The 19,244-nt window shown below is 33.7% G+C and carries 17 protein-coding genes; 4 read left to right on the forward strand and 13 right to left on the reverse strand.

Annotated features, from left to right (window positions below):
- Window positions 1-165 precede the first annotated feature (165 nt).
- A complete protein-coding gene (locus M2326_RS13335) occupies window positions 166-570 on the forward strand; it encodes a hypothetical protein (RefSeq protein WP_264620051.1) in 405 nt (134 codons plus the stop codon).
- Window positions 571-627: 57 nt separating this feature from the next.
- Here M2326_RS13335 and M2326_RS13340 read toward each other — a convergent pair whose 3' ends face one another.
- Complete coding sequence (locus M2326_RS13340) at window positions 628-831, reverse strand: endo-1,4-beta-xylanase (protein ID WP_264620077.1); 204 nt, start codon at window positions 829-831, stop codon at window positions 628-630.
- Window positions 832-1,097: 266 nt separating this feature from the next.
- Between M2326_RS13340 and M2326_RS13345 the strand changes: the two genes are divergently transcribed.
- The 3 genes from M2326_RS13345 to M2326_RS13355 all read left to right on the forward strand — a co-directional run bounded on the left by M2326_RS13345 (window position 1,098) and on the right by M2326_RS13355 (window position 5,984).
- The gene (locus tag M2326_RS13345) at window positions 1,098-2,801 is read left to right on the forward strand and encodes a hypothetical protein (protein ID WP_264620052.1); all 1,704 of its coding nucleotides are present in this window, start codon (window positions 1,098-1,100) and stop codon (window positions 2,799-2,801) included.
- 1,515 nt (window positions 2,802-4,316) lie between these two features.
- Entirely contained in the window at window positions 4,317-5,342 is a 1,026-nt protein-coding gene (locus tag M2326_RS13350) for a helix-turn-helix domain-containing protein (RefSeq protein WP_264620053.1), read from the forward strand.
- 87 nt (window positions 5,343-5,429) lie between these two features.
- Window positions 5,430-5,984, forward strand: coding sequence for a porin family protein (locus tag M2326_RS13355; protein WP_264620054.1), 555 nt, complete (start codon window positions 5,430-5,432; stop codon window positions 5,982-5,984).
- Between the two features lie 231 nt (window positions 5,985-6,215).
- Here M2326_RS13355 and M2326_RS13360 read toward each other — a convergent pair whose 3' ends face one another.
- From M2326_RS13360 to M2326_RS13410, 12 genes are all read right to left on the reverse strand, one after another.
- The gene (locus M2326_RS13360; protein ID WP_264620055.1) at window positions 6,216-7,412 is read right to left on the reverse strand and encodes an endo-1,4-beta-xylanase; all 1,197 of its coding nucleotides are present in this window, start codon (window positions 7,410-7,412) and stop codon (window positions 6,216-6,218) included.
- A gap of 127 nt (window positions 7,413-7,539) precedes the next feature.
- On the reverse strand, window positions 7,540-8,478 hold the full coding sequence (locus M2326_RS13365) for an SMP-30/gluconolactonase/LRE family protein (protein ID WP_264620056.1): 939 nt from the start codon (window positions 8,476-8,478) through the stop codon (window positions 7,540-7,542).
- A 14-nt stretch (window positions 8,479-8,492) separates the two neighbouring features.
- Window positions 8,493-8,588, reverse strand: coding sequence for a hypothetical protein (locus M2326_RS17610; RefSeq protein ID WP_413603274.1), 96 nt, complete (start codon window positions 8,586-8,588; stop codon window positions 8,493-8,495).
- A 199-nt stretch (window positions 8,589-8,787) separates the two neighbouring features.
- Window positions 8,788-9,192 (reverse strand): hypothetical protein, encoded by a 405-nt coding sequence (locus M2326_RS13370; protein ID WP_264620057.1) that lies wholly within the window; start codon window positions 9,190-9,192, stop codon window positions 8,788-8,790.
- 159 nt (window positions 9,193-9,351) lie between these two features.
- Window positions 9,352-10,761 (reverse strand): alkaline phosphatase, encoded by a 1,410-nt coding sequence (locus tag M2326_RS13375; RefSeq protein ID WP_264620058.1) that lies wholly within the window; start codon window positions 10,759-10,761, stop codon window positions 9,352-9,354.
- Between the two features lie 201 nt (window positions 10,762-10,962).
- The gene (locus tag M2326_RS13380) at window positions 10,963-11,700 is read right to left on the reverse strand and encodes a ThuA domain-containing protein (protein ID WP_264620059.1); all 738 of its coding nucleotides are present in this window, start codon (window positions 11,698-11,700) and stop codon (window positions 10,963-10,965) included.
- A gap of 24 nt (window positions 11,701-11,724) precedes the next feature.
- A complete protein-coding gene (locus M2326_RS13385; RefSeq protein WP_264620060.1) occupies window positions 11,725-13,005 on the reverse strand; it encodes a sugar phosphate isomerase/epimerase family protein in 1,281 nt (426 codons plus the stop codon).
- 5 nt (window positions 13,006-13,010) lie between these two features.
- Complete coding sequence (locus tag M2326_RS13390; protein WP_264620061.1) at window positions 13,011-14,024, reverse strand: glycosyl hydrolase; 1,014 nt, start codon at window positions 14,022-14,024, stop codon at window positions 13,011-13,013.
- 1 nt (window position 14,025) lies between these two features.
- Window positions 14,026-15,141 (reverse strand): endo-1,4-beta-xylanase, encoded by a 1,116-nt coding sequence (locus tag M2326_RS13395; RefSeq protein WP_264620062.1) that lies wholly within the window; start codon window positions 15,139-15,141, stop codon window positions 14,026-14,028.
- A 253-nt stretch (window positions 15,142-15,394) separates the two neighbouring features.
- Window positions 15,395-16,522 (reverse strand): alkaline phosphatase, encoded by a 1,128-nt coding sequence (locus M2326_RS13400; protein ID WP_264620063.1) that lies wholly within the window; start codon window positions 16,520-16,522, stop codon window positions 15,395-15,397.
- 203 nt (window positions 16,523-16,725) lie between these two features.
- Window positions 16,726-17,745 carry a glycoside hydrolase family 43 protein gene (locus tag M2326_RS13405; RefSeq protein WP_264620064.1) on the reverse strand — a complete coding sequence of 340 codons (1,020 nt, stop codon included), beginning with the start codon at window positions 17,743-17,745 and terminating at the stop codon, window positions 16,726-16,728.
- A gap of 6 nt (window positions 17,746-17,751) precedes the next feature.
- The gene (locus M2326_RS13410) at window positions 17,752-19,227 is read right to left on the reverse strand and encodes an MFS transporter (RefSeq protein WP_173855749.1); all 1,476 of its coding nucleotides are present in this window, start codon (window positions 19,225-19,227) and stop codon (window positions 17,752-17,754) included.
- Window positions 19,228-19,244 lie beyond the last annotated feature (17 nt).

Below are 19,244 nucleotides of genomic sequence, written 5' to 3' on the forward strand. Positions count from 1 at the left end.
ACCTAGGAAAAGATTTGGGTACAAAACCCCAAACGAAGTTTTTATACATTCATTAAATAATAATGGTCAAGTTGCATTTATGACTTGAATCCGCCCCCTAAAAAAATGCCAGATTATAAATTACTCAAATAAAATGCAATAATCAACAACCAAATAATTTAAAACATGAAATACGCATTAGTAATCGGGCTCTTTTTAGTCCAAATCTTTGGTTATGCACAATCGAATAAAGAAACTGTTCCTACTCCAAAACCCGATGACAAGTTGTTATTGACTATTTTTCTTAAACACGATCAGAGCATGAATTTGAATGAGATCGAAAAGATTAGAACCGATCAAGGTTTTTATAAAAATTTTCCACCCGAAGGAGTTTCTGTAGTAAACTGGTATGTGGTTATGGGGATTGGACAAATGGTGGTCTTAGAACTTCCAGCCTCCAAATTATCTGCAGTAAATCTAGCCATTGAAAGAACCGCATGGAAGGCTTTCAAAACAGAAATTTATCCAACGTATAACTTGTACCCAATTGTAGAAGGCAAGTTGGAAAATAAAGCAAAGGTATCTTACTAAAAATGATAAAAAATTAAGATAGTACAAATGGGAGTTTGTACTATCTTATTTTTTTGTTTACTGTTGACATATGGTGTGTCTTACCAATTTAGGTTGGGAATTTCTGTTGTACAAAAGAGGGTAATTTGTTCTATTTGGAATTGGATAGTCATTTTTATAAGACATACCATCATTTAGTCCCCACATAATGACTCTGCTTATTTTATCTTTATTCTTTACAAAAATCGCTAAATATTTTTTTTGGGAGCTATTTCCAGCTATCCGTTACAATCTTTTGGCAAGGCAGAAAAACGCCTTCCCAAAAGGATTTTCACTCCTATCTGGGCTAGCGATTTTGGAGGTGAAAGAAATGTTTTTTTTAACATAACTTCGTTTTTGCACAAAATATATGTAAAAATTTTAATTGTTTTATCTTACTTTAGCATAATGAATAAAGTATCATAGTTGTGATACATATCTATCCATAACTGAGTGCCTTTGTATCGTTTTGTGATACAAATAAACGAGTTAACAAACATTAAAAAAAAATGATTGATATTTACAAAAAACGTCCTTTCAAGACTAGAAACGCTGATGAATATAACCTAAGCGACATATTATCTCTTTTTGTCAATCCTATTGAAGGTCTAAGGTCACCTGTTGATTTTGAAAATTCAATAATAAAGGGAAGAATGGGCTCTGGAAAAACTATGTTTTTAAGGGCTAATTATGCATATTATTTATTCAACATTGTTCCTAGACTAATTGAAGGGGAAGAACTTATTCTTCCTGTGTTTATTAGGCTAAGTGATTTCCAACATATAAAAGAACCTAATGAGATATATCGTCAATTAATAATAAAAATAGTAGAAGAACTTTCTACTATTTATTTAAAATTACAAGATCAAAAAGCGATGGTAAATATTCAATTAGGTATGAAAAAAATACCTAATGATATTTATTTTGACTCTAAAATAAGGCAAACAGCAAATCAATTATTAAAACTAGGCTCAGAAGAATATGTAGAAAAATTAACTTCTGAATTTGGAATAGAAGGCCAAGCAAAATATTCATTTTTTAGCCTATCTGCTAATTACAACAAAACAACGGTATTAGAACTTAAGAAAAAGGAAAATCCCGGAATAAAAGATATCGTGGATATTTATGACTTACTATTGAAAGATAGTGACGGGAAAGTTTTACTTTTAATAGATGAGGCAGGCTCCTTAGATAGGCGATTTTTCAAAAATGACGATAATGATTCATTTTTTGAAATTTTTATGAATCAACTTAGAACGTCTAGTTTTATAAGAACCAAAATTGCAGTATATCCTAATTCATATTCCGATATTCTAACTGAGACAAGATATGGTGATATTGTTCAATTAGAAGAAGATATAAATAGTAAAGAGTCTTATTTAAAATTTAGAGATAAAGTAGAGGCTATAATATATAATTACCTGAATTTTGATTTTTATGGATTAGATGAGAGTGAAAAAATTTTACCCAAAGAATTATTCGATATGAATGAAACAAAAATGGGCGACTCTGTTGAACAAATAATAAGTGGTTCAGCTGGTAACCTTAGGAGATTAATTCATCTTTTGGACCAAGCTATGAATGAAGCTTTTATTTCAAATCAAGGAACTGGAAAAGTTACTAAAGATGACGCCATATCAGCGTTAAAAAATCATTGCCAAAGTATTTTAACTTTATTTTCTGCTCCAGAAAAAGAGTTTATTCATAGTATAGCTAAAGTTTGTAAAAATAGAAGTACATACAGGTTTAAATTCCCAAATAATGGTCAAACACTTTTCAAATATTTAACTAAGTCGCAGGAATATAATATACTTAATATATTAGAAGCAGGTTCTGGAAGAAGAGGAACGACATATTCTTTTGATTATTCTTATTGTGTACATCAAGATTTAACAACACACATTATCTTAAATACCGAAAAAATTGACAAGGAAAGGTCATATCAAACAGGTGATTGGGTTGCAAGGAATGTAACTGTAGACGATGACTTAATAAAACAAGCCGAAATGCCTGGTAAGATATCTGGACTTGTTCGATTTATTAATGAAGGAAGTGGTTTTATAACAGACGTAGACGAAAAAGAATACTTCTTTAGAAAAGATTACATAGTTGAGTCAGATAAAAATAAGTCAATATATCGTGGAAAAGAATTAATTTTCCATCCTTGGAAAAGTGGAGATATTTTAATTGCAACAGAAATTGAAATAATCTAAAATGTTTGCTAACACCCGTTATATTTAATTGTTAGTTTCTTGATTGCTTATTAAAATTTACAACCTGGCGCACGTTTGCAGGTTACCCCGCTACGCAAAGTATAATTTTTAATTCAATTTTCAAACGGCAACTACATCGTGAACGTTGCGCAAATGTATCAGACTTTGCGCCCATTCCTATTGACAATCACAGTAGCTAACACTTATTATATTTTGTAAATGACCCGACCACTCGGATATCAAAGTATTTCAACGGTTTGTTAGCGCATTCCCGACGCTTTGTGATTTCTGTTCCCGCAAATTAAATTCGTTAATAAACAACAGGCATCCACTAATAATAGTTTAAACTCAAATCTGCAAATCAATAAAAAGTGATACACTTTACGTGACTGCTTCCTTAGTCGCAATGACCCTGATTGTGATGCTCATTGTGCATGCGTGTGTGAGATTCTTTAAGAATGACAAACTAGGTGGATTTGCTTTGTGTTTTGTTGGCTGCTTTAAAAAATCATAACTTAAATATTATTCTATCTCTCATAAGATTTAAAAAATCAGCCAAAGTATAATGGTAATAGGAAAGAAGTACTTTTCACCATCAGAAGGACAAAATATTGTGTTGCTGTCTAATCTTGTTTAGCAAGATATCGTTCATTCAATCCTCAAACGCATTAAATAACAAAGACGTTTCTTGCCCTCGTATCAGGTACGAAGGTAAATAAAGCAAAAAATTACCCTCGTTTATTTATTTCTTGATATGATTTCTCGATTGACTTTGGTACTTGTGTGAAAAGCAATCCATTCGAAAATAATCGATATTCAGAAGCTAAACTCTTTTTCGAAAATAAATTCATTTTCAAAAAGCAGCCAAAACAAAAAACGCTCCCTTTTCAGGAAGCGTCTACTACTTTTTATAAAATTCTAACTAGCAATCAAATTTATTTTATAGTCTTCATAATTCCTTCAATCGCCAATTTAGGTTCGGAATTTCTTCTGGACCAAAGTGAGTGATTTGTTCTTTTTAGATAATAATTTACTAATAAACTCAATCGTCTACTACTTAATACTCGAAAGAATTGGTACAATAAGGGGTAACGAGGAAATAAATCTCTGCTGTTGCCGACCACTAGAAAAGCTTCATAGAAATAGGAGGCTTTGTTTATTTCCAATTCTTTCATAAAATCTTCTAAGACCCAGACCACAACCGAGTTATTCGGTCTAGCACCCTTAAAAGTTGTTTAACCATATCCCCTCTTTTTAGTTAATCATTTCTTAAGCTATTAAAAAAACCATCCGTATTACTATAAATTCGCCTTATCAATTCAGATTAATTTATCCTTGTTTAAAAACAAATAAATTATTACTGACCAAAAAATAAATCTATATCAAACTTTTATATTAGAAATATTGATCTACATAGCACTTTTAAATATTGCGATTTTTCAGGGAATTGTCTTAGGATTTATTATAATAAAGTCTTCACTATTCAATAGTAACTCAAATAAATATTTAGCCTATTTGCTATTTACGCTGTCAATAGAATTACTGAAACATGTTAGTGAAATTCAACACGTATTCACCTCCTACCCTTTTCTGCAATTTATTGACGACATCGAGTGGGTTTTTCTGATACCTGTTTTCCTGTTTTTGTTTGTAATCAATCGCATTGATAAAACTTCAAGAGGCCAACAACGAAGCTATTTGTACTATATTCCGTTTGCATTATCTGCTACCCTTGCCTCAATAAGCAATCTTGGTCATTTTGTAGAATCGGTTACTTTTTCTGAAACAGGAATGATTATAATGCAAATTTTCAGTCTGATTCATCTTTTTTTAGCTGTCACATTCATTCCTTTTCTTTCGATTTATTCTTTTTCCAAGGTAAAACATTTAAAAGATTTACAAGAAAAAAATTGGATACTTACCTTATTAACCATTGTTTCATTACTACTGTTTGCTTGGCTAACTGCTGCACTAACTGGTTTACTCCTTAACTATGACATTTCTTACTCCATGAGTACATTGGCCTTGGTGGCAACATTTTTAATTCATTGGATAGCATATATGGGTATTTACAAATACAAACTGGCCAAAAACAAAGATGCTGTTACTACTTTTTTAAATACCGATTTAACGCTTTACGATCATAGAATTCCAATCATAGAAAATAGTAAACCCGAAGCACAAAAAGAATCGATTACTGCAGACAATATTTATTATCAAAAACTCGAATCACTTTGCAAAGAGCAGCATATTTACACAGACTGCACATTAAATAGAGAGAAAGTTGCTGAAAAACTAGGCATTAGTCCAGGTTACCTATCCCAAATTGTAAATAGCATAACAGGTGATAACTTTGCCAATTACATCAATAACTATCGGATTGAAGCGGTCAAAGAAATGATCTCAAATTCTGAATATGAAAATTATAATTTATTGACAATTGGATTAGAATCTGGGTTTACATCAAAAACTACTTTTTATAATGCTTTTAAAAAAGTGACTAATCAAACACCAAATGAATATAAAAATGCCAATAAATAAGTACCAATTTCTACACTTTTAAGCTTTTGAGACCTTTAGCACTTATTTTTGCTTGAGTTTTGTATAAAATAATTCAAATCACATTTTATGAAAAAAATTTTGACACTTGCTGTTTTTACAGTTTTAGGATTTACAAATGTTACTGCACAAAAAATCCATTTTGGTATTAAAGGAGGTTTAAACTTTGCGAATATCAGCGGAGATAATTCAAAAAACTTTGATGGTGTAACAGCTTTCAATTTTGGTGTTTTATCAGAAATTCCAATTTCCGATAAATTTTCCTTCCAACCTGAGTTGGTATATTCTGGGCAGGGATATAGCTTCAATGATAATACAGTTGCTTTAGGTTACTTAAATGTTCCTTTGATAGGAAAATATTATGTAACAAAAGGATTTAGTGTGGAAGCTGGACCGCAAATAGGTTATTTGTTGTCTGCTAAAAACGAAAGTATTGATGTAAAAGATTCGTTTAAGTCTCTTGATTTTGGAGTTAATTTTGGTCTAGGGTACAAACTAGATAACGGTCTTAACTTTGGTGCAAGATACAATATGGGAGTATCTAACATCAATAAAGCAGACAATACTTCAAATAAAAACACAAACGGAGTACTTCAATTATCTGTTGGTTATTTCTTTTTCTAAATTGCAATAATCCCAATAATTCACATCCTGAACTATATTTTAAAATTCATCAGATGGATCTGGAAGAACACAAACCTTAAAACAGATATAAACGCAAAAAAACCTCGAAAACACTAAGATTTTCGAGGTTTTTTATTTTCGAAACAATTACAAAACTGTAATTATCATCAATTCAACAAATATTGATTATTACAATGCTAGAAATTTCGATAAAAATTCTAACCAAAAATTCTATTTCACAGTCTCCAATACAGCCTGTCTCGCCAATTTAGGTTCGAAATTTCTGTTGTATAAAAGCGGGTAATTTGTTCTATTTGGAATTGGGTAGTCATTTTTCCAAGACATACCGTCTTGCAGTCCCCACAAAGTGACTCTGCTTATTTTATCTTTGTTCTTTACAAAAATTTCGAAGAATTCTTTGTAACGATTTGCTAATTGCACTTCTACAGATTGCGGCAAACCATTTTTATACGGGTCTAAAAAGGTTTCGAACTCCTCTAATTGATACTGAGGCTCCATCATGCTTTTCCCTGTTATTTGACCTTCCTTGGTAATTGGTAATACATCCACATCCAACTCTGTAATCATTACTTTGATTCCTAAGGCCGCATAAGCATCAATCGCTTGTTGAATGTATTCCGTCTTAGGGAAATTTAAACCCCAATGTGCTTGAATCCCAACACCATCAATTCTGATTCCGGCATCTTGAAGCATCTTTATCATGCGAACAATTCCGTCTCTTTTTTCTGGACGCCAAGCGTTGAAATCATTATAATACAATTCGGTGTTGGGGGCATATTCACTAGCATATTTGAAGGCTAAGCGAACCATTTCATCGCCATCGCCAATACCGTTTACCCATGTTGTAGGTCGGTATTTGCCATTATCATCCATAACCTCATTTACTACGTCCCATGCTTGTACTTTTCCAGCATAACGACCAGCAACCGCTTTGATGTGGGTACGTAATTGCTCTTTTTGTTCTTCTTGCGAATTTGGCGCTCCTTTATCGTTCGTAAAAAACCATGCAGGCGTTTGGTTGTGCCATATCAAGGTGTGACCCATAACGAACATCTTGTTTTCTTTGGCGAAAGCAACATAGGCATCAGCCAATGTAAAATCATAAACTCCTGGTGACGGACATACAACTTCCGCTTTCATACAGTTTTCGGGGGTAACAGTATTGAATTCCCTTTTTATAATTGTTTGTGAGGCCTTATCCTTGCCCGAAACGATATCATCATTTATGGCACTACCTAATAAAAAGTAGTTTTTAAAGGCATCTTTTAATGTTACATTTTCAGTAGTTGTTACTGTTTTCGAAACAGCATTGGTTTTCACTTTTTGAGCATTGCAAGCTGCGAATGATAGTGATAAAACACCCAAAATTGTGGCCATTTTATTTACTGTGAACTTTGGTTTTTGCATAGTTTTTTGTTTATTAATAGAAAAATGTATTCCAACCTATTGTAATGACAAATAGAGTATAATTATTAAAAAGGGGCTTCGACAAGCTCAGCCTGACAAAGAAAACGTCATTAAATATTACTTGTACTTATCGAACTCCATGTACGGCCATGGCTAAGGTATATACCGAATCCAAGGCAGTAATAAAAAGTGTGGTTTGCTTTGGTCCACCAAAAGTGACATTGGCAGTCCAGTCTTTAGGCACGGCAATATGTGCTATTTGTTCCCCTTTTTTATTGAAAACAGTAACGCCTTTTCCGGTGAGATACACATTCCCTAAGTTGTCAATCGTCATCCCATCCGAACCCATATTGGCAAACAATTTTTTATTCGAAAGTTGGCCGTTTTTACCAATTGTATAGGAGTACGTTTTTTTACCAGATTCATCAGCAACATATAGGGTTTTGCCATCGGGAGTACCTATAATTCCGTTCGGTTGATTGAAGTTGTCGTCGGCTACAATTATCGGTATTTTTGTATTTGGTGCTAAATAATACACCCTTTTTGATGCTTGCTGTGGTTCTTGATGTTGCCACCACGTACGTTGGTAATAAGGATCCGTAAAATAAATACCGCCTTTGGCATCTACCCAAAGATCATTGGGACCATTGAATTTTTTACCTTCAAAATTAGCAAGAATCACGGTCACTTTTTTATCTGCATCAATAGACCATATTTCATTTTTTTCATCGGCAATGGCCAATAAATTCCCTTGGTTGTCAAAATAAAGTCCGTTAGAACGACCGGATGGTTTCATATAATCTGCAACCTTATTGTCACTGGCATTCCATTTCAGGATACGGTCATTGGGCTGATCTGTAAAATAGACATCGCCATTTTTGTCTGCGGCAGGACCTTCGGTAAATTCGAAACCATCAGCAACCAAAGTAAGCTGCGCACCATTGGCAATTATAGATTTGTTTAAATCTTTCTGCGCCTTGCAAGCTATATTTACGATCAAAAGCAAGCTGATGCTAAGTATATTTAGACAATTGTTATAAATCTGTTTTTTTGATTTAGTATTCATATCGTATTGTTAGTTTATTTTTTGATTGAATCTCCTTTAGCCCAATAAATAGCGCCAAAAATGTGGTTTAAGAAGTTTTTGTCTTTAAACGATTCTGGTTTATGACCCATAGCCGTATAAAAGGATCTTCTTCCTTCCTACTCTATATAACATGAAATAAGATGCAGCTTTTCCTTTCAACAGGATCGGATCATAAGCTGTAAACTCTTCTTATTACTTCATTATAATTAGCATAACCAAATGATCATCAGCGTCCCCGTTTATTAGTTATATCAGGAGATAATTTGACTATTTCTAACAACTAAAACACTAGTAAGTTACCTTCGATTTATTCTTCAACTTATTTTCTACAATAGGGTATAGATTGTAAGTTGGATAAATTTCTGACTTAAAAGCTTTCCATGCCGTTCGCTCAATCGCTAAATTTACGGCTGCCAATTTTGAAGCAGGGAGTTCCAATACAACCATTTGGCCAAGCCCCATAACTACATACCAATTCACTACAGAAACACCTTCGGGCGGGAAATTTTCATAAAATCCTTGATCGGTTCTTATCTTTTCAATCTCATGTAAATTCATACTTTGATCATGTTTAAGAAAAATGGTTAACAACAACTTGTCTTCACCTTTTTCAGAACTTGTTTTTACAGCAGTAGATTGCGAATAGCCAATGATTTGGAAAAAGAATAATGCGATAAATAATGCGTATTTCATATTTTATAAATTTCAGATTTATTGTATTTAATTAACTTAATGCTTCTTGTTACAGCAGCAGTTAAAAGTATAGTGGAAATTCGATAATAGAATAGTATTGCTTTTTTCATCCTATTAGTTGAGGATTTTTTTAAAAGAATTTCATCTAAAATAATTGATTTATATACCCATAAGTTTCATGATTTTTTTTGGTAAATCTGTATTATCGAAGAATTCCGAGAACTCTTCTTGACCTTTACCTATAACTCTCACAGGAATCGGCGAACCAGAATGATTGCCAGAACCCCAACTTATTCCTGCCTTTTCATTCAAAATATAGGCTGTTGTTTCTGCAATGGATTTTGTCTTGGTTTTAGTTAAATAATCGGCATCCGCGTTTACTTTCTTATTTTCTTTAAACTGTTTGTTGTAAGCTGATTTTAATAGTGCTAATTCTTTATCATCTAATGACAAACCGATATCATTGTTTCCTAAGCCAAAATCTGCCTGTACTAAATCTAAAATAGTATTAAAAGAAACTTTTGGATCCGTATTTTTAAGTTCCGTCATTTTTCTTTTAAACTCTTGAACTGAAATTATTTGGTATTTTAATAATTCAGGATGTGTAACATAATTTATCCCCGTAGATAAGGCACCTGTTTCATGGTCTGCAGTAACTATTATCAACGTTTCATCTGGTCGTTTTTTGTAAAACTCATAGGCTTCTTTAATGGCATCATTAAAAGCGAGTACTTCATGAACCATTGAAACACCATCGTTTCCATGACATGCCCAATCAATTTTACCTCCTTCTACCATCATAAAAAAACCTTTGTCATTATCAATCACTTCAATTCCTTTTTTTGTAAAATCGGCAAGAGAAAGCGCACCCTCATTTTTATCAATAGCCCAGAAAAATTCTCCTGAAGGATACATATCAGGATTTATGGCAATAATTTTTTCATCGCCATTTTTTAGTTTATTAAATTCCTGATGAGAGTCTGCAATGGTATAGCCTTTTTTAATAGCATTTTCAAAGGAATCCGGTTGATCTCCTTTATCTCCCTTAGGATGACGGAAGCCTCCTCCTCCGAAATAATCAATATTATAATTGGGTAGCTCCATGCTAATTTCGTAATACATATCACGAGAATTTTGATGTGCATAAAAAGACGCTGGAGTAGCGTGATCTATCGAAACACTAGATAATATACCTACTTTAAAACCTGCTTTTTTTACTTTTTGACTGATATTTTCATACGCTATTTCTTTGTCGGGTGATTTTCCTATAATACCATTATTCGTTTTAAATCCTGTTGACATTGCTGTTGCTGCTGCGCAAGATGTAGTAACATAAGAACTAGCTGAATAGTTAGTCATATTTGAGTTAACCGGAAAACTACTCATTAATAGTTTGTCCGCTTTAATCTCGTTAGGTTTTGCATTTAAATACATTTCAGTAGTATAAACTTGATTTGCTCCCATACCATCTCCAATAAACAGAAATACATATTTTGCATTTTGTTTCGTTTGACTATATCCAAAAGCGCCAAAAAGAGCCATTGAAATTATCATTATTTTTTTTATCATCTCTTATATATTTTAAATTTATTTTTTCTTAAACCAATGGCTTTCTAGTTTGGTAGTGTTAGTTGTTTATTTTGTTTTTTGAATACATATTTTGAAGTAAATATATCATTAAATGAAAATTTTTGATAAAACTAATTAAGCATATTACCCTAAATATGTTGCATTGTTACTGTAAATAGTATCTAAAAAGTTTGTAAAGACCTATTTATTAGCTGCCCAATAAATACCGCCAAAAATGTGATTCAAAAAGTCTTTATTTTTAAACGATTCTGGTTTATGACCTAAAGCAGTGTAAAACGATCTTCCTCCTTCATATTCTTGATACCATGCAATAGGATGTGCCTTTCCCATTCCTTTCAATGGAATGTCATCATAACCCGCAGTAAAATCATACGAAGTTTCATCAACCGTCAATAGAATATGAAGTTTATCTAAATTCATGTTTTTAAAGTTGTACCATTCATCAGAGCGAAGCCATTTATTGGGTAAATGCCATGTTGCTGGAAAATCATGATTGGCAACGTTTACAATGGCTGCTTGTAATTTTGGATGATTTACGAACTTCGCTCCTACTAGACCATCAAACCAAGCGTTATCGTTTTCGCCATCTGCCGTTCCGTGTATGCCCACAAAGCCACCGCCTCGTTTCATAAATGCCTTTAAAGCATCCATATGTTTTGGTATCAAAAAATTGGCATTGGCGTTCATGAATATCACAACATCATATTCTGGTAATTTCGTTATAAGATCATCTGGTCTTTGGGTCCAATCAAACTTAAACTGATTTTCTGCTGCCATTTCTTTGAATGCTTCTACAGCTACAGGGATAGAATTGTAATGCCAAGTATCATGCTGAGTAAACAATAAAACACGAAACTGATCTTGTGCATTGGTTTTAATCATAGTAAGGATAAAAATAGTTACTAATAGATGTTTCATTTTAAAAGGTTTCATAAAAAAATTTTATTTTAATAATTCATAATAAATGTATTCCCAAGCCAAATCCACACTATACAAAGGTGGAAAGCTATAGTCTTCCACTTCAGACAAGATGTACTGTACTCCAGCTATTTCTTGATACTTGAAAATATCTTTGAAATCTATTTTTCCACTTTCGCCTAATTCTTTATAATCCTTTACATGCCAACTAATAAATCGGTTGGGATAATTTTTGAAATAATCAATAGGATTCACTCCTCCCCTGTGCATCCAATACAAATCCAATTGAAAAGAGACATAATCCGGATTGGTGTTTTTAAGAAAATAATCATAAATGGATACGCCTTCGACCTTTAAAAATTCATCGGCATGGTTGTGATACACAAACTTAAGTCCGTTCTTCTTGCAGAGTTTTCCAACTTTATTATAATAATTGCAATACTCTTGCAATTCTTTGATCGTCTTAATTCCTTTTAATTTACTATTTGAAGTCGATAGGTATTCAACACCAGCTATTTTATGGTCTTGTATCGTTTTGTTCCACCAAGCATTGATTGCGGCATCATCATTTTTGTCTTCGGGATCGAAAAAGGTCATCGAACCCAAAAATTTCATGCCTGCTTTTTCGACTATTGTCTTAAACTGCGTTGGACTTTGACCGTAAAAATCTCCGTCTTTATATACAAAGGTTTCCACATAGCTATACCCCATTCTACCTAACTGAATTAGGGTTTGCTCTGGGTTTTTAAGCATTTCTTTGTGAACAGAAACGAGCTGAATACCAATGTTTTTATCTTTAGGATTGTTTTTAATGTATCTTGTTTTCCATAAACTCTTTTCATCAGGATCAAAGCCTTCCAATATGACATCGGTATAATTTTGAAAGTTAAAAACAACCTTCATTGTCTTATTACCATTCAGGTCTTTGTCTTGCATCGTCCAATGATTTTCTGAAGAAAAGCTGCCTTTTCCTGTGAAAAATTCGCCTTTTGCATTATGCCCTGCAGCAAAAATAGCATCGGTAACCGTATCATAACCAATAATTTCATGCAATATTGGGTTGTATTGATTGGCACTGTTTTTTTGAAAAACTTCAACCGTGAGCGAATGATTATCGAAATTGGTCAAACTACTCATTTTTATCTCAGGAAGTTTTGCAACACTATCAGAACTAGGATTTATAGCACTTACCCATTGGCCCGAATATTGCCTGAGTCTATCTTTTTGAGAAGAAACACTGTAGTTTTCTTGAGCAAAACTGACGAATGACTTTAGCAAAAGAACTAAAAAAAGAACTCTTTTCATTTTTCTTATTTTTTATCAAGGTGAATAAATAGTGGCTTCTCCATTTCTTTTTTATACGCTTCTAATACAAAAGGATTTTTTTCTATACGGGCATCTTTCCAATCGTGCCACGGAAAACCATTTCTATTCGACCAATATTCCCAATCCCAATTGATGTAGCAAAATGCTTTTATTCCTGGATTGTCATATAGCATCTTGAAGAAAGGTTTGAACCATTTATCCCAAGAAACTTTACCATCCATAACACCGACAAATCGTGGTGTACACTCGCCTATCATCACTGGTTTTTTATGCTCATGAGCACCATCAAAAAAGTTTTGCAAACCATTGTTATCAAATTCTTCAGGGCTAAAAATATCAATACCCCACCAATCTACATATTGGTCACCAGGATAATATTCCATCAACTTTTCTGTACTTATAAAATCTGCCGAGCCACCACCTGAGCACCAAACTGTAGCCGATTTTATATTTTTTTCTTTAAATGCCTTAGAAATAGTAATGAATACTTTTTTATAACTCTCAGGAGAATAGCCATTCCAATCGCCTTCAAATTCGTAACCAATTCTGGTAAAAGAGGGTCTGTCTAATTCCAAAAGCACTTTATAGAATGCTTGTAATTGTTGGTCATATTTTCCATCAGCAACTTCTTTATCCAAACCTGCTCCTGTATCTTTTCCGCCCGTAAATCCTAAACCAATTTGAGGAATCATTCCTTTTGGCAAACTATCTAAAACTTGTTTTAAACCTTTCCCCCAACGTTGAATCTTTTTCACGGATGACGTTACGTTAACATACGTCATATAAATTGCTGGCATTTTATCTTGTCCAACGGCATTAACATAATCATTAAAGCCATTTTTATCCTGACCAGCACCGTGGTAAATTCCGGTTTGGGGTTCGTATTTGGCATTGTAAAATTCACGGTTACCCTTTATTTCTTGGCCATGCAACTTTACAACCAATAGCAAAAAAAGTAGGGTTGAAAACTTCACAATATTATTTTTGATATACCTCATATTATTTGTTTTCTATTTTCATTTTTAGTCCTTCTTGAAAACCATAATAAGCAGGTTTAGGTTTTAAATCTTCATCATAAATAGTAGGCCAATCTTTCATGTTGAAAAAACCTTTAATCCAAGAATCTCTATCTGTAAAATCCCAAACTGTAATTCCAAATTGCTGTTTTTTCGGAACTATCCTGCGATACATCAAAACTAGATTTTTATATTTTTCAGCCTGTGCTTGCTTCATTTCATCGGTTACCGAACTAAATTTTTCGATACCACCTAACCTTTCATCGTTATGGGAATTAAAAATAATATCGACTTCCGACAAGTGAATTTGCAAACCAGTTGCGGCCGCTTTTTTCAAAGAATAGGCAATGGCTTCATCTGGCGTATCCATACGAATGTGCATTTGAAAACCAATTCCATGAATGGGTACACCCTCTTTTTTGAAGTCTTCGACCATTTTCAAAACAGCATTTAATTTTGTAGTATCACTCTCAATGTTGAAGTCATTATAAAACAAAACGGCATCTGGATCTGCTTCATGGGCATATCGAAAGGCATTTGCTATATATTCTTTACCCAAATTGTTGTACCAAAACGTTTTTCTATATTCACCTCCTGCAGATTCAAAAGCTTCGTTAACAACATCCCATCCAGCTACTTTTCCTTTGTATCGGCCGACATATTTTTGAATATACTCTTTCATGAATTTTCCCAACCAGATGTTGTCTTTAGCCCCTTTTTCTTCTACCCATTTAGGTGTACTGCTGTGCCAAATAAGGTTATGACCAAAAAGACGTTGGTTGTGCTTGGTGGCGTAATACAATAAAGTATCGGCCTTTTTCCAATTAAACTGGTTTTCAGTAGGTAAAATCGACTGCATTTTCATATCGCTAGTAGCCGTGATACTATTGAAATTTGAAACCTGCAAAGCCATCAACGCTTGATCATTGATCAATTTATTGATATTAATTGCCGTGCCAATTGGAAATTCTGAAACGTTTTTCAAACCTGCCTCAGACGTAGTTTTTTGGCTTACACTTTTACAGCTTGTAAAGGCAAACACAGTTGAGACAAAAAGGATCTTAGCGATTTGAGGATAACGTTGTTTTTTATGTATCATGTTATTTATTTTTTGACATTAGTTACAGATCCGCTCACAATAGTTTCCGATCCGACGTTCTTTCTTTGAAGATAAGCTTCTGAATTTTCAAGAACATCTTTTCCTTTTGACTTGGGAGTATTTCTTAGTATTTACATAAATGATCATATTAAAAAACCACAATGTGTATTGTGGTTTATATGTTGGATAATAATAATTTTATAAAATTAGACGTCCTCTTTAAATTCAGTAAATGCTTTATAGATTGATAATTTTACTTTGCTTTCGTCGAATCCCAACCTGTCAGTTTTACTATTTTCGAAAAAATCTCATTGTTTTCATAGATGCCATTAAATTCTTCGGAACCTGGTCCATAAGCAAAAACTGGAATCAATGTAGCAGAATGTCCGCCAGTAGAAAATGAAGTTCCTACCTTACTATAATCATCATATTCCGTTCCATCTGCTTTCTTTTTTCTTTTTGCAGATAGTGTAAATCCTCCTGTTTCATGATCAGAAGTAACCACCACCAATGTGTTTCCATCTTTCTCAGCATAATCCAATACTTTTCCAATTAGATTATCAAAATCTAATAATTCAGCAATTAAATAAGGTGCATCGTTATCGTGTCCGCCCCAATCAATTTGCGAACCTTCAGTCATTATAAAAAAGGGGGCATTGTCTTTACTTAAAAATTGGATTCCCAACTCGGTTGCATCCGAAAGAAAATCACCTCTACCTTGAGACATTTTTGGCATTTGATCTTTAGCTAAAAGAAAACCAGCCTTTTGGCTTGATTTAATTTGAGCAAAATTCCCTAAAGCTGTAGTGTCTATTTTATAGTTTAGCGCTGTTAATTCGGTGACCAAATTACGTTTGTCTTTTCGCTGTGTAAAATATTTTAACCCTCCTGCCGCAAAAAAGTCGACTTTACCACCTAATAAATCCATTGCTATTTCGTCCCCCATACCGCGATTAATTTGGTGACCATAAAAACTGCCGGGGGTGGCGTGCGTAATTGAAGAAGAAGCTATTAAACCAGTCTTAACATTTTTTGATGATGCCAACTCTACTATCGTTTCTACTACCGTAGAATCATTTGCAACTCCAATGGCGCTATTGAAGGTTTTAACACCACAACTAAATGCCGTAGCGCCAGCAGCCGAATCTGTTATCTCCTGACCTGCAGAAGATGTTTTTATAAGTCCGATATTTTTAAATCGAGTATAATTAGGTTTCGAATCCTTAAAGAAAAATGCGGTTGAAATTTGCGACAATCCTGTTCCGTCACTAATTAAAAGAATAACATTTTTGGGTTTAGTAGACTGAGCTGTTTTTTTTGTAGTGGAGCAAGAAAATAGCGTAAATGCTATAAAAAATGCGGAGATAGATTTAAAATTCATTATTTGTAATTATTTTGGTTTGTACTTATTTTAAGAACTTTTTAAGTTATGATGGCTTTCATCTTACTAACTATCAGTAATCGCAAAATTAACATATTTAACAACAACTGACAGATTATCTAATTCGCACCTAAATTGAGTACTACAACTAGGTTTGAAAAAGCAGACCAACTTAAAAAAGTTTTGAAACTAGTATCTAAACATTATTCCAAATACGGATCTAAAGTCTGGATTTTCCCGTCATTATCATAAGTGATTTCAGTCACTTTTACGGATCTTAAGTGCGTAACTCCTTCAGACAAACTGGAATCGTGGTAGAACAAATACCATTTATTTTCGAACTCACAAATAGAATGATGCGATGTCCAACCAATCACCGGATTTAAAATACGACCCTGATACGTAAACGGTCCATAAGGATTGTCTCCCGTAGCGTAGCAGATAAAATGAGTATCTCCTGTTGAATAAGAGAAATAATATTTGCCATTGTACTTGTGCATCCACGAAGCTTCAAAAAAGCGACGGTCATTGTCTCCTGCTAAAAGCGGTTTTCCATTTTCATCCAGGATTACGAGCTCTTTTACCGATTCGTCAAAACTTTTCATATCAGCAGAAAGCTTTGCCATAATTGGATTTAGAGCCAACTCATTTCCTACTGGTTCTTTGTGGTTTACATCATAACTATTGTTTCTATAGTTTTGTAATTGACCGCCCCAAATTCCACCAAAATACATATAATAACTTCCGTCATCATCACAAAAAACAGCTGGATCAATAGAATAACTTCCTTCAATCGCTTCTGGTTCAGCAATAAATGGCCCTACTGGAGAATCGCTAATGGCAACACCAATCTGGAAAATTCCGTTGGCTCTTTTAGCTGGGAAATACAAATAATATTTTCCGTCCTTAGTTGCTGCATCAGGCGCCCACATTTGTCTTTCGGCCCAAGGCACATCTTTTACATGTAGTGCTAAACCGTTATCTTTTGCTTCACCTGTTGGGCTGTCCATAGAAATAACGTGGTAATCTTCCATCCCAAAATGGTCTCCGTTGTCGTTAAACGGAATTCCCGCTTCGATGTCATGCGAAGGGTAGATATATATTTTTCCGTTAAAAACATGTGCAGAAGGATCTGCGGTGTACATGTGTTTAATTAACGGTTGTGAAATTGCTTTTTTATTTATTTCGTCAAAATTGATATGACTGATATTTTCTTCTGGCATAATAATTTAATTTATAGTTTTACTTCTTCTTTCTTTTAATTCACTTTCTAGTTGCACTTCCATTTTTTTATCGATCATATAGAAACATACCAAACCGGCACTTGCGATAAAAAACAATCCTGGATAAACACTCACGGATAATTTTATTCCATCAATTGCTGATTGCGCTTGATTTGCCGCTTCAGCCACATAACCGTATCTTGATAATAGAAAAGCACCCAAAGCACCACCAATACTTAAACCTACTTTTAGACCGAAAATCATAGCCGAAAAGATGATCGCAGTAGCGCGTCGGTTATTTTTCCACTCGCTATAATCAGCCACATCAGCAATCATCGCCCACAATAACGGAATCGTAATTCCGTACAAAAATCCATGTGCCATTTGCGTTAAAAAAACCAAACCTATAGAAGTAGGCGCATAAAAATTGAACTGAATCAAGCTTAAAGCAGAGAGGAATATAAAGGCAATGAAAATGTTTCTTTTTCCAAATTTATCAGCCAATCCTTTTGAAAACATGATTCCGAAAATCATGAACAAAATCCCACCCGAATTGAACAAACTAAAGGCAGATGTAGGTGCATCTTTTGGCCACTGAAACTCGGTAAGTCCCATTCCAATTAATGTATCGTTCAATCCTGCAATCATATTATTGAATCCAATATCTTGTAAGAACGTAGCTTGAGCAATAGGATCTAGATAATATTTAAAATAAAAAATATACATTCCTCCTTTTAGCGAAAGCGTAACAAAAATCAAAATAGTTACAAAAAGCATTATGACCCACGGCTTGTTTTTAGACAAATCGATTAAATCTTGTTTTACTGATGACTCTTGTTCTTTCTTAGGAACAATACGTTCTTTTGTAGTCAAGAATGTGATAATAAAACAAATAACTCCCGCAATGGCAAAAATCATCATGGTCGTTTTAAAACCAGCCGCTTTGTCGCCATGACCCAAAATTAAAACCAAAGGCAATAACAATCCTTGAATAATAAATTGTGCAAACATTACTGCCACAAAACGGTATGATGACAAACTGTTACGTTGTCCCATATCCCCAGTCAAAACACCACTTAAAGCAGAATACGGTAAATTATTAGCCGAGTACACCAATATCAATAAGAAATAAGTTACCAAGGCGTAAATTACTTTTCCGTCTGGTCCAAAATCTGGTGTAGAGAAAGCCAAAATAGCGATAATCCCAAATGGTAAAGAAGTCCACAAAATCCAAGGTCTGAATTTTCCCCAACGGGTTCTTGTTCTATCGGCAACCGCACCCATAATAATATTAAAAAAGGCACCTATAAACCCTCCAAAAAAGATAATTGCACTGGCTGTTCCTGCTGGAATTTTATACACATCGGTGTAGAAAAATGCCAAAAAAGTCATCAAAGTTTGAAAAATCAAATTGGCTGCAAAGTCGCCTAAACTGTAACCTACTTTCTCTAAAACCGAAAGCTTTTGGGATGTGTTATTCATTTTGTAATTTTATTTAT

The sequence above is a fragment of the Flavobacterium psychraerolatum genome, from assembly GCF_025960985.1.
GTDB lineage: Bacteria > Bacteroidota > Bacteroidia > Flavobacteriales > Flavobacteriaceae > Flavobacterium.

Coding starts and splice junctions, on each gene's coding strand:
- M2326_RS13380 (WP_264620059.1), bottom strand. CDS start 11,700: ATGAAACATCTATTAGTAACTATTTTTATCCTTACTATGATTAAAACC.
- M2326_RS13355 (WP_264620054.1), top strand. CDS start 5,430: ATGAAAAAAATTTTGACACTTGCTGTTTTTACAGTTTTAGGATTTACA.
- M2326_RS13375 (WP_264620058.1), bottom strand. CDS start 10,761: ATGATAAAAAAAATAATGATAATTTCAATGGCTCTTTTTGGCGCTTTT.
- M2326_RS13395 (WP_264620062.1), bottom strand. CDS start 15,141: ATGATACATAAAAAACAACGTTATCCTCAAATCGCTAAGATCCTTTTT.
- M2326_RS13345 (WP_264620052.1), top strand. CDS start 1,098: ATGATTGATATTTACAAAAAACGTCCTTTCAAGACTAGAAACGCTGAT.
- M2326_RS13400 (WP_264620063.1), bottom strand. CDS start 16,522: ATGAATTTTAAATCTATCTCCGCATTTTTTATAGCATTTACGCTATTT.
- M2326_RS13410 (WP_173855749.1), bottom strand. CDS start 19,227: ATGAATAACACATCCCAAAAGCTTTCGGTTTTAGAGAAAGTAGGTTAC.
- M2326_RS13370 (WP_264620057.1), bottom strand. CDS start 9,192: ATGAAATACGCATTATTTATCGCATTATTCTTTTTCCAAATCATTGGC.
- M2326_RS17610 (WP_413603274.1), bottom strand. CDS start 8,588: ATGGGTCATAAACCAGAATCGTTTAAAGACAAAAACTTCTTAAACCAC.
- M2326_RS13385 (WP_264620060.1), bottom strand. CDS start 13,005: ATGAAAAGAGTTCTTTTTTTAGTTCTTTTGCTAAAGTCATTCGTCAGT.
- M2326_RS13335 (WP_264620051.1), top strand. CDS start 166: ATGAAATACGCATTAGTAATCGGGCTCTTTTTAGTCCAAATCTTTGGT.
- M2326_RS13360 (WP_264620055.1), bottom strand. CDS start 7,412: ATGCAAAAACCAAAGTTCACAGTAAATAAAATGGCCACAATTTTGGGT.
- M2326_RS13365 (WP_264620056.1), bottom strand. CDS start 8,478: ATGAATACTAAATCAAAAAAACAGATTTATAACAATTGTCTAAATATA.
- M2326_RS13405 (WP_264620064.1), bottom strand. CDS start 17,745: ATGCCAGAAGAAAATATCAGTCATATCAATTTTGACGAAATAAATAAA.
- M2326_RS13390 (WP_264620061.1), bottom strand. CDS start 14,024: ATGAGGTATATCAAAAATAATATTGTGAAGTTTTCAACCCTACTTTTT.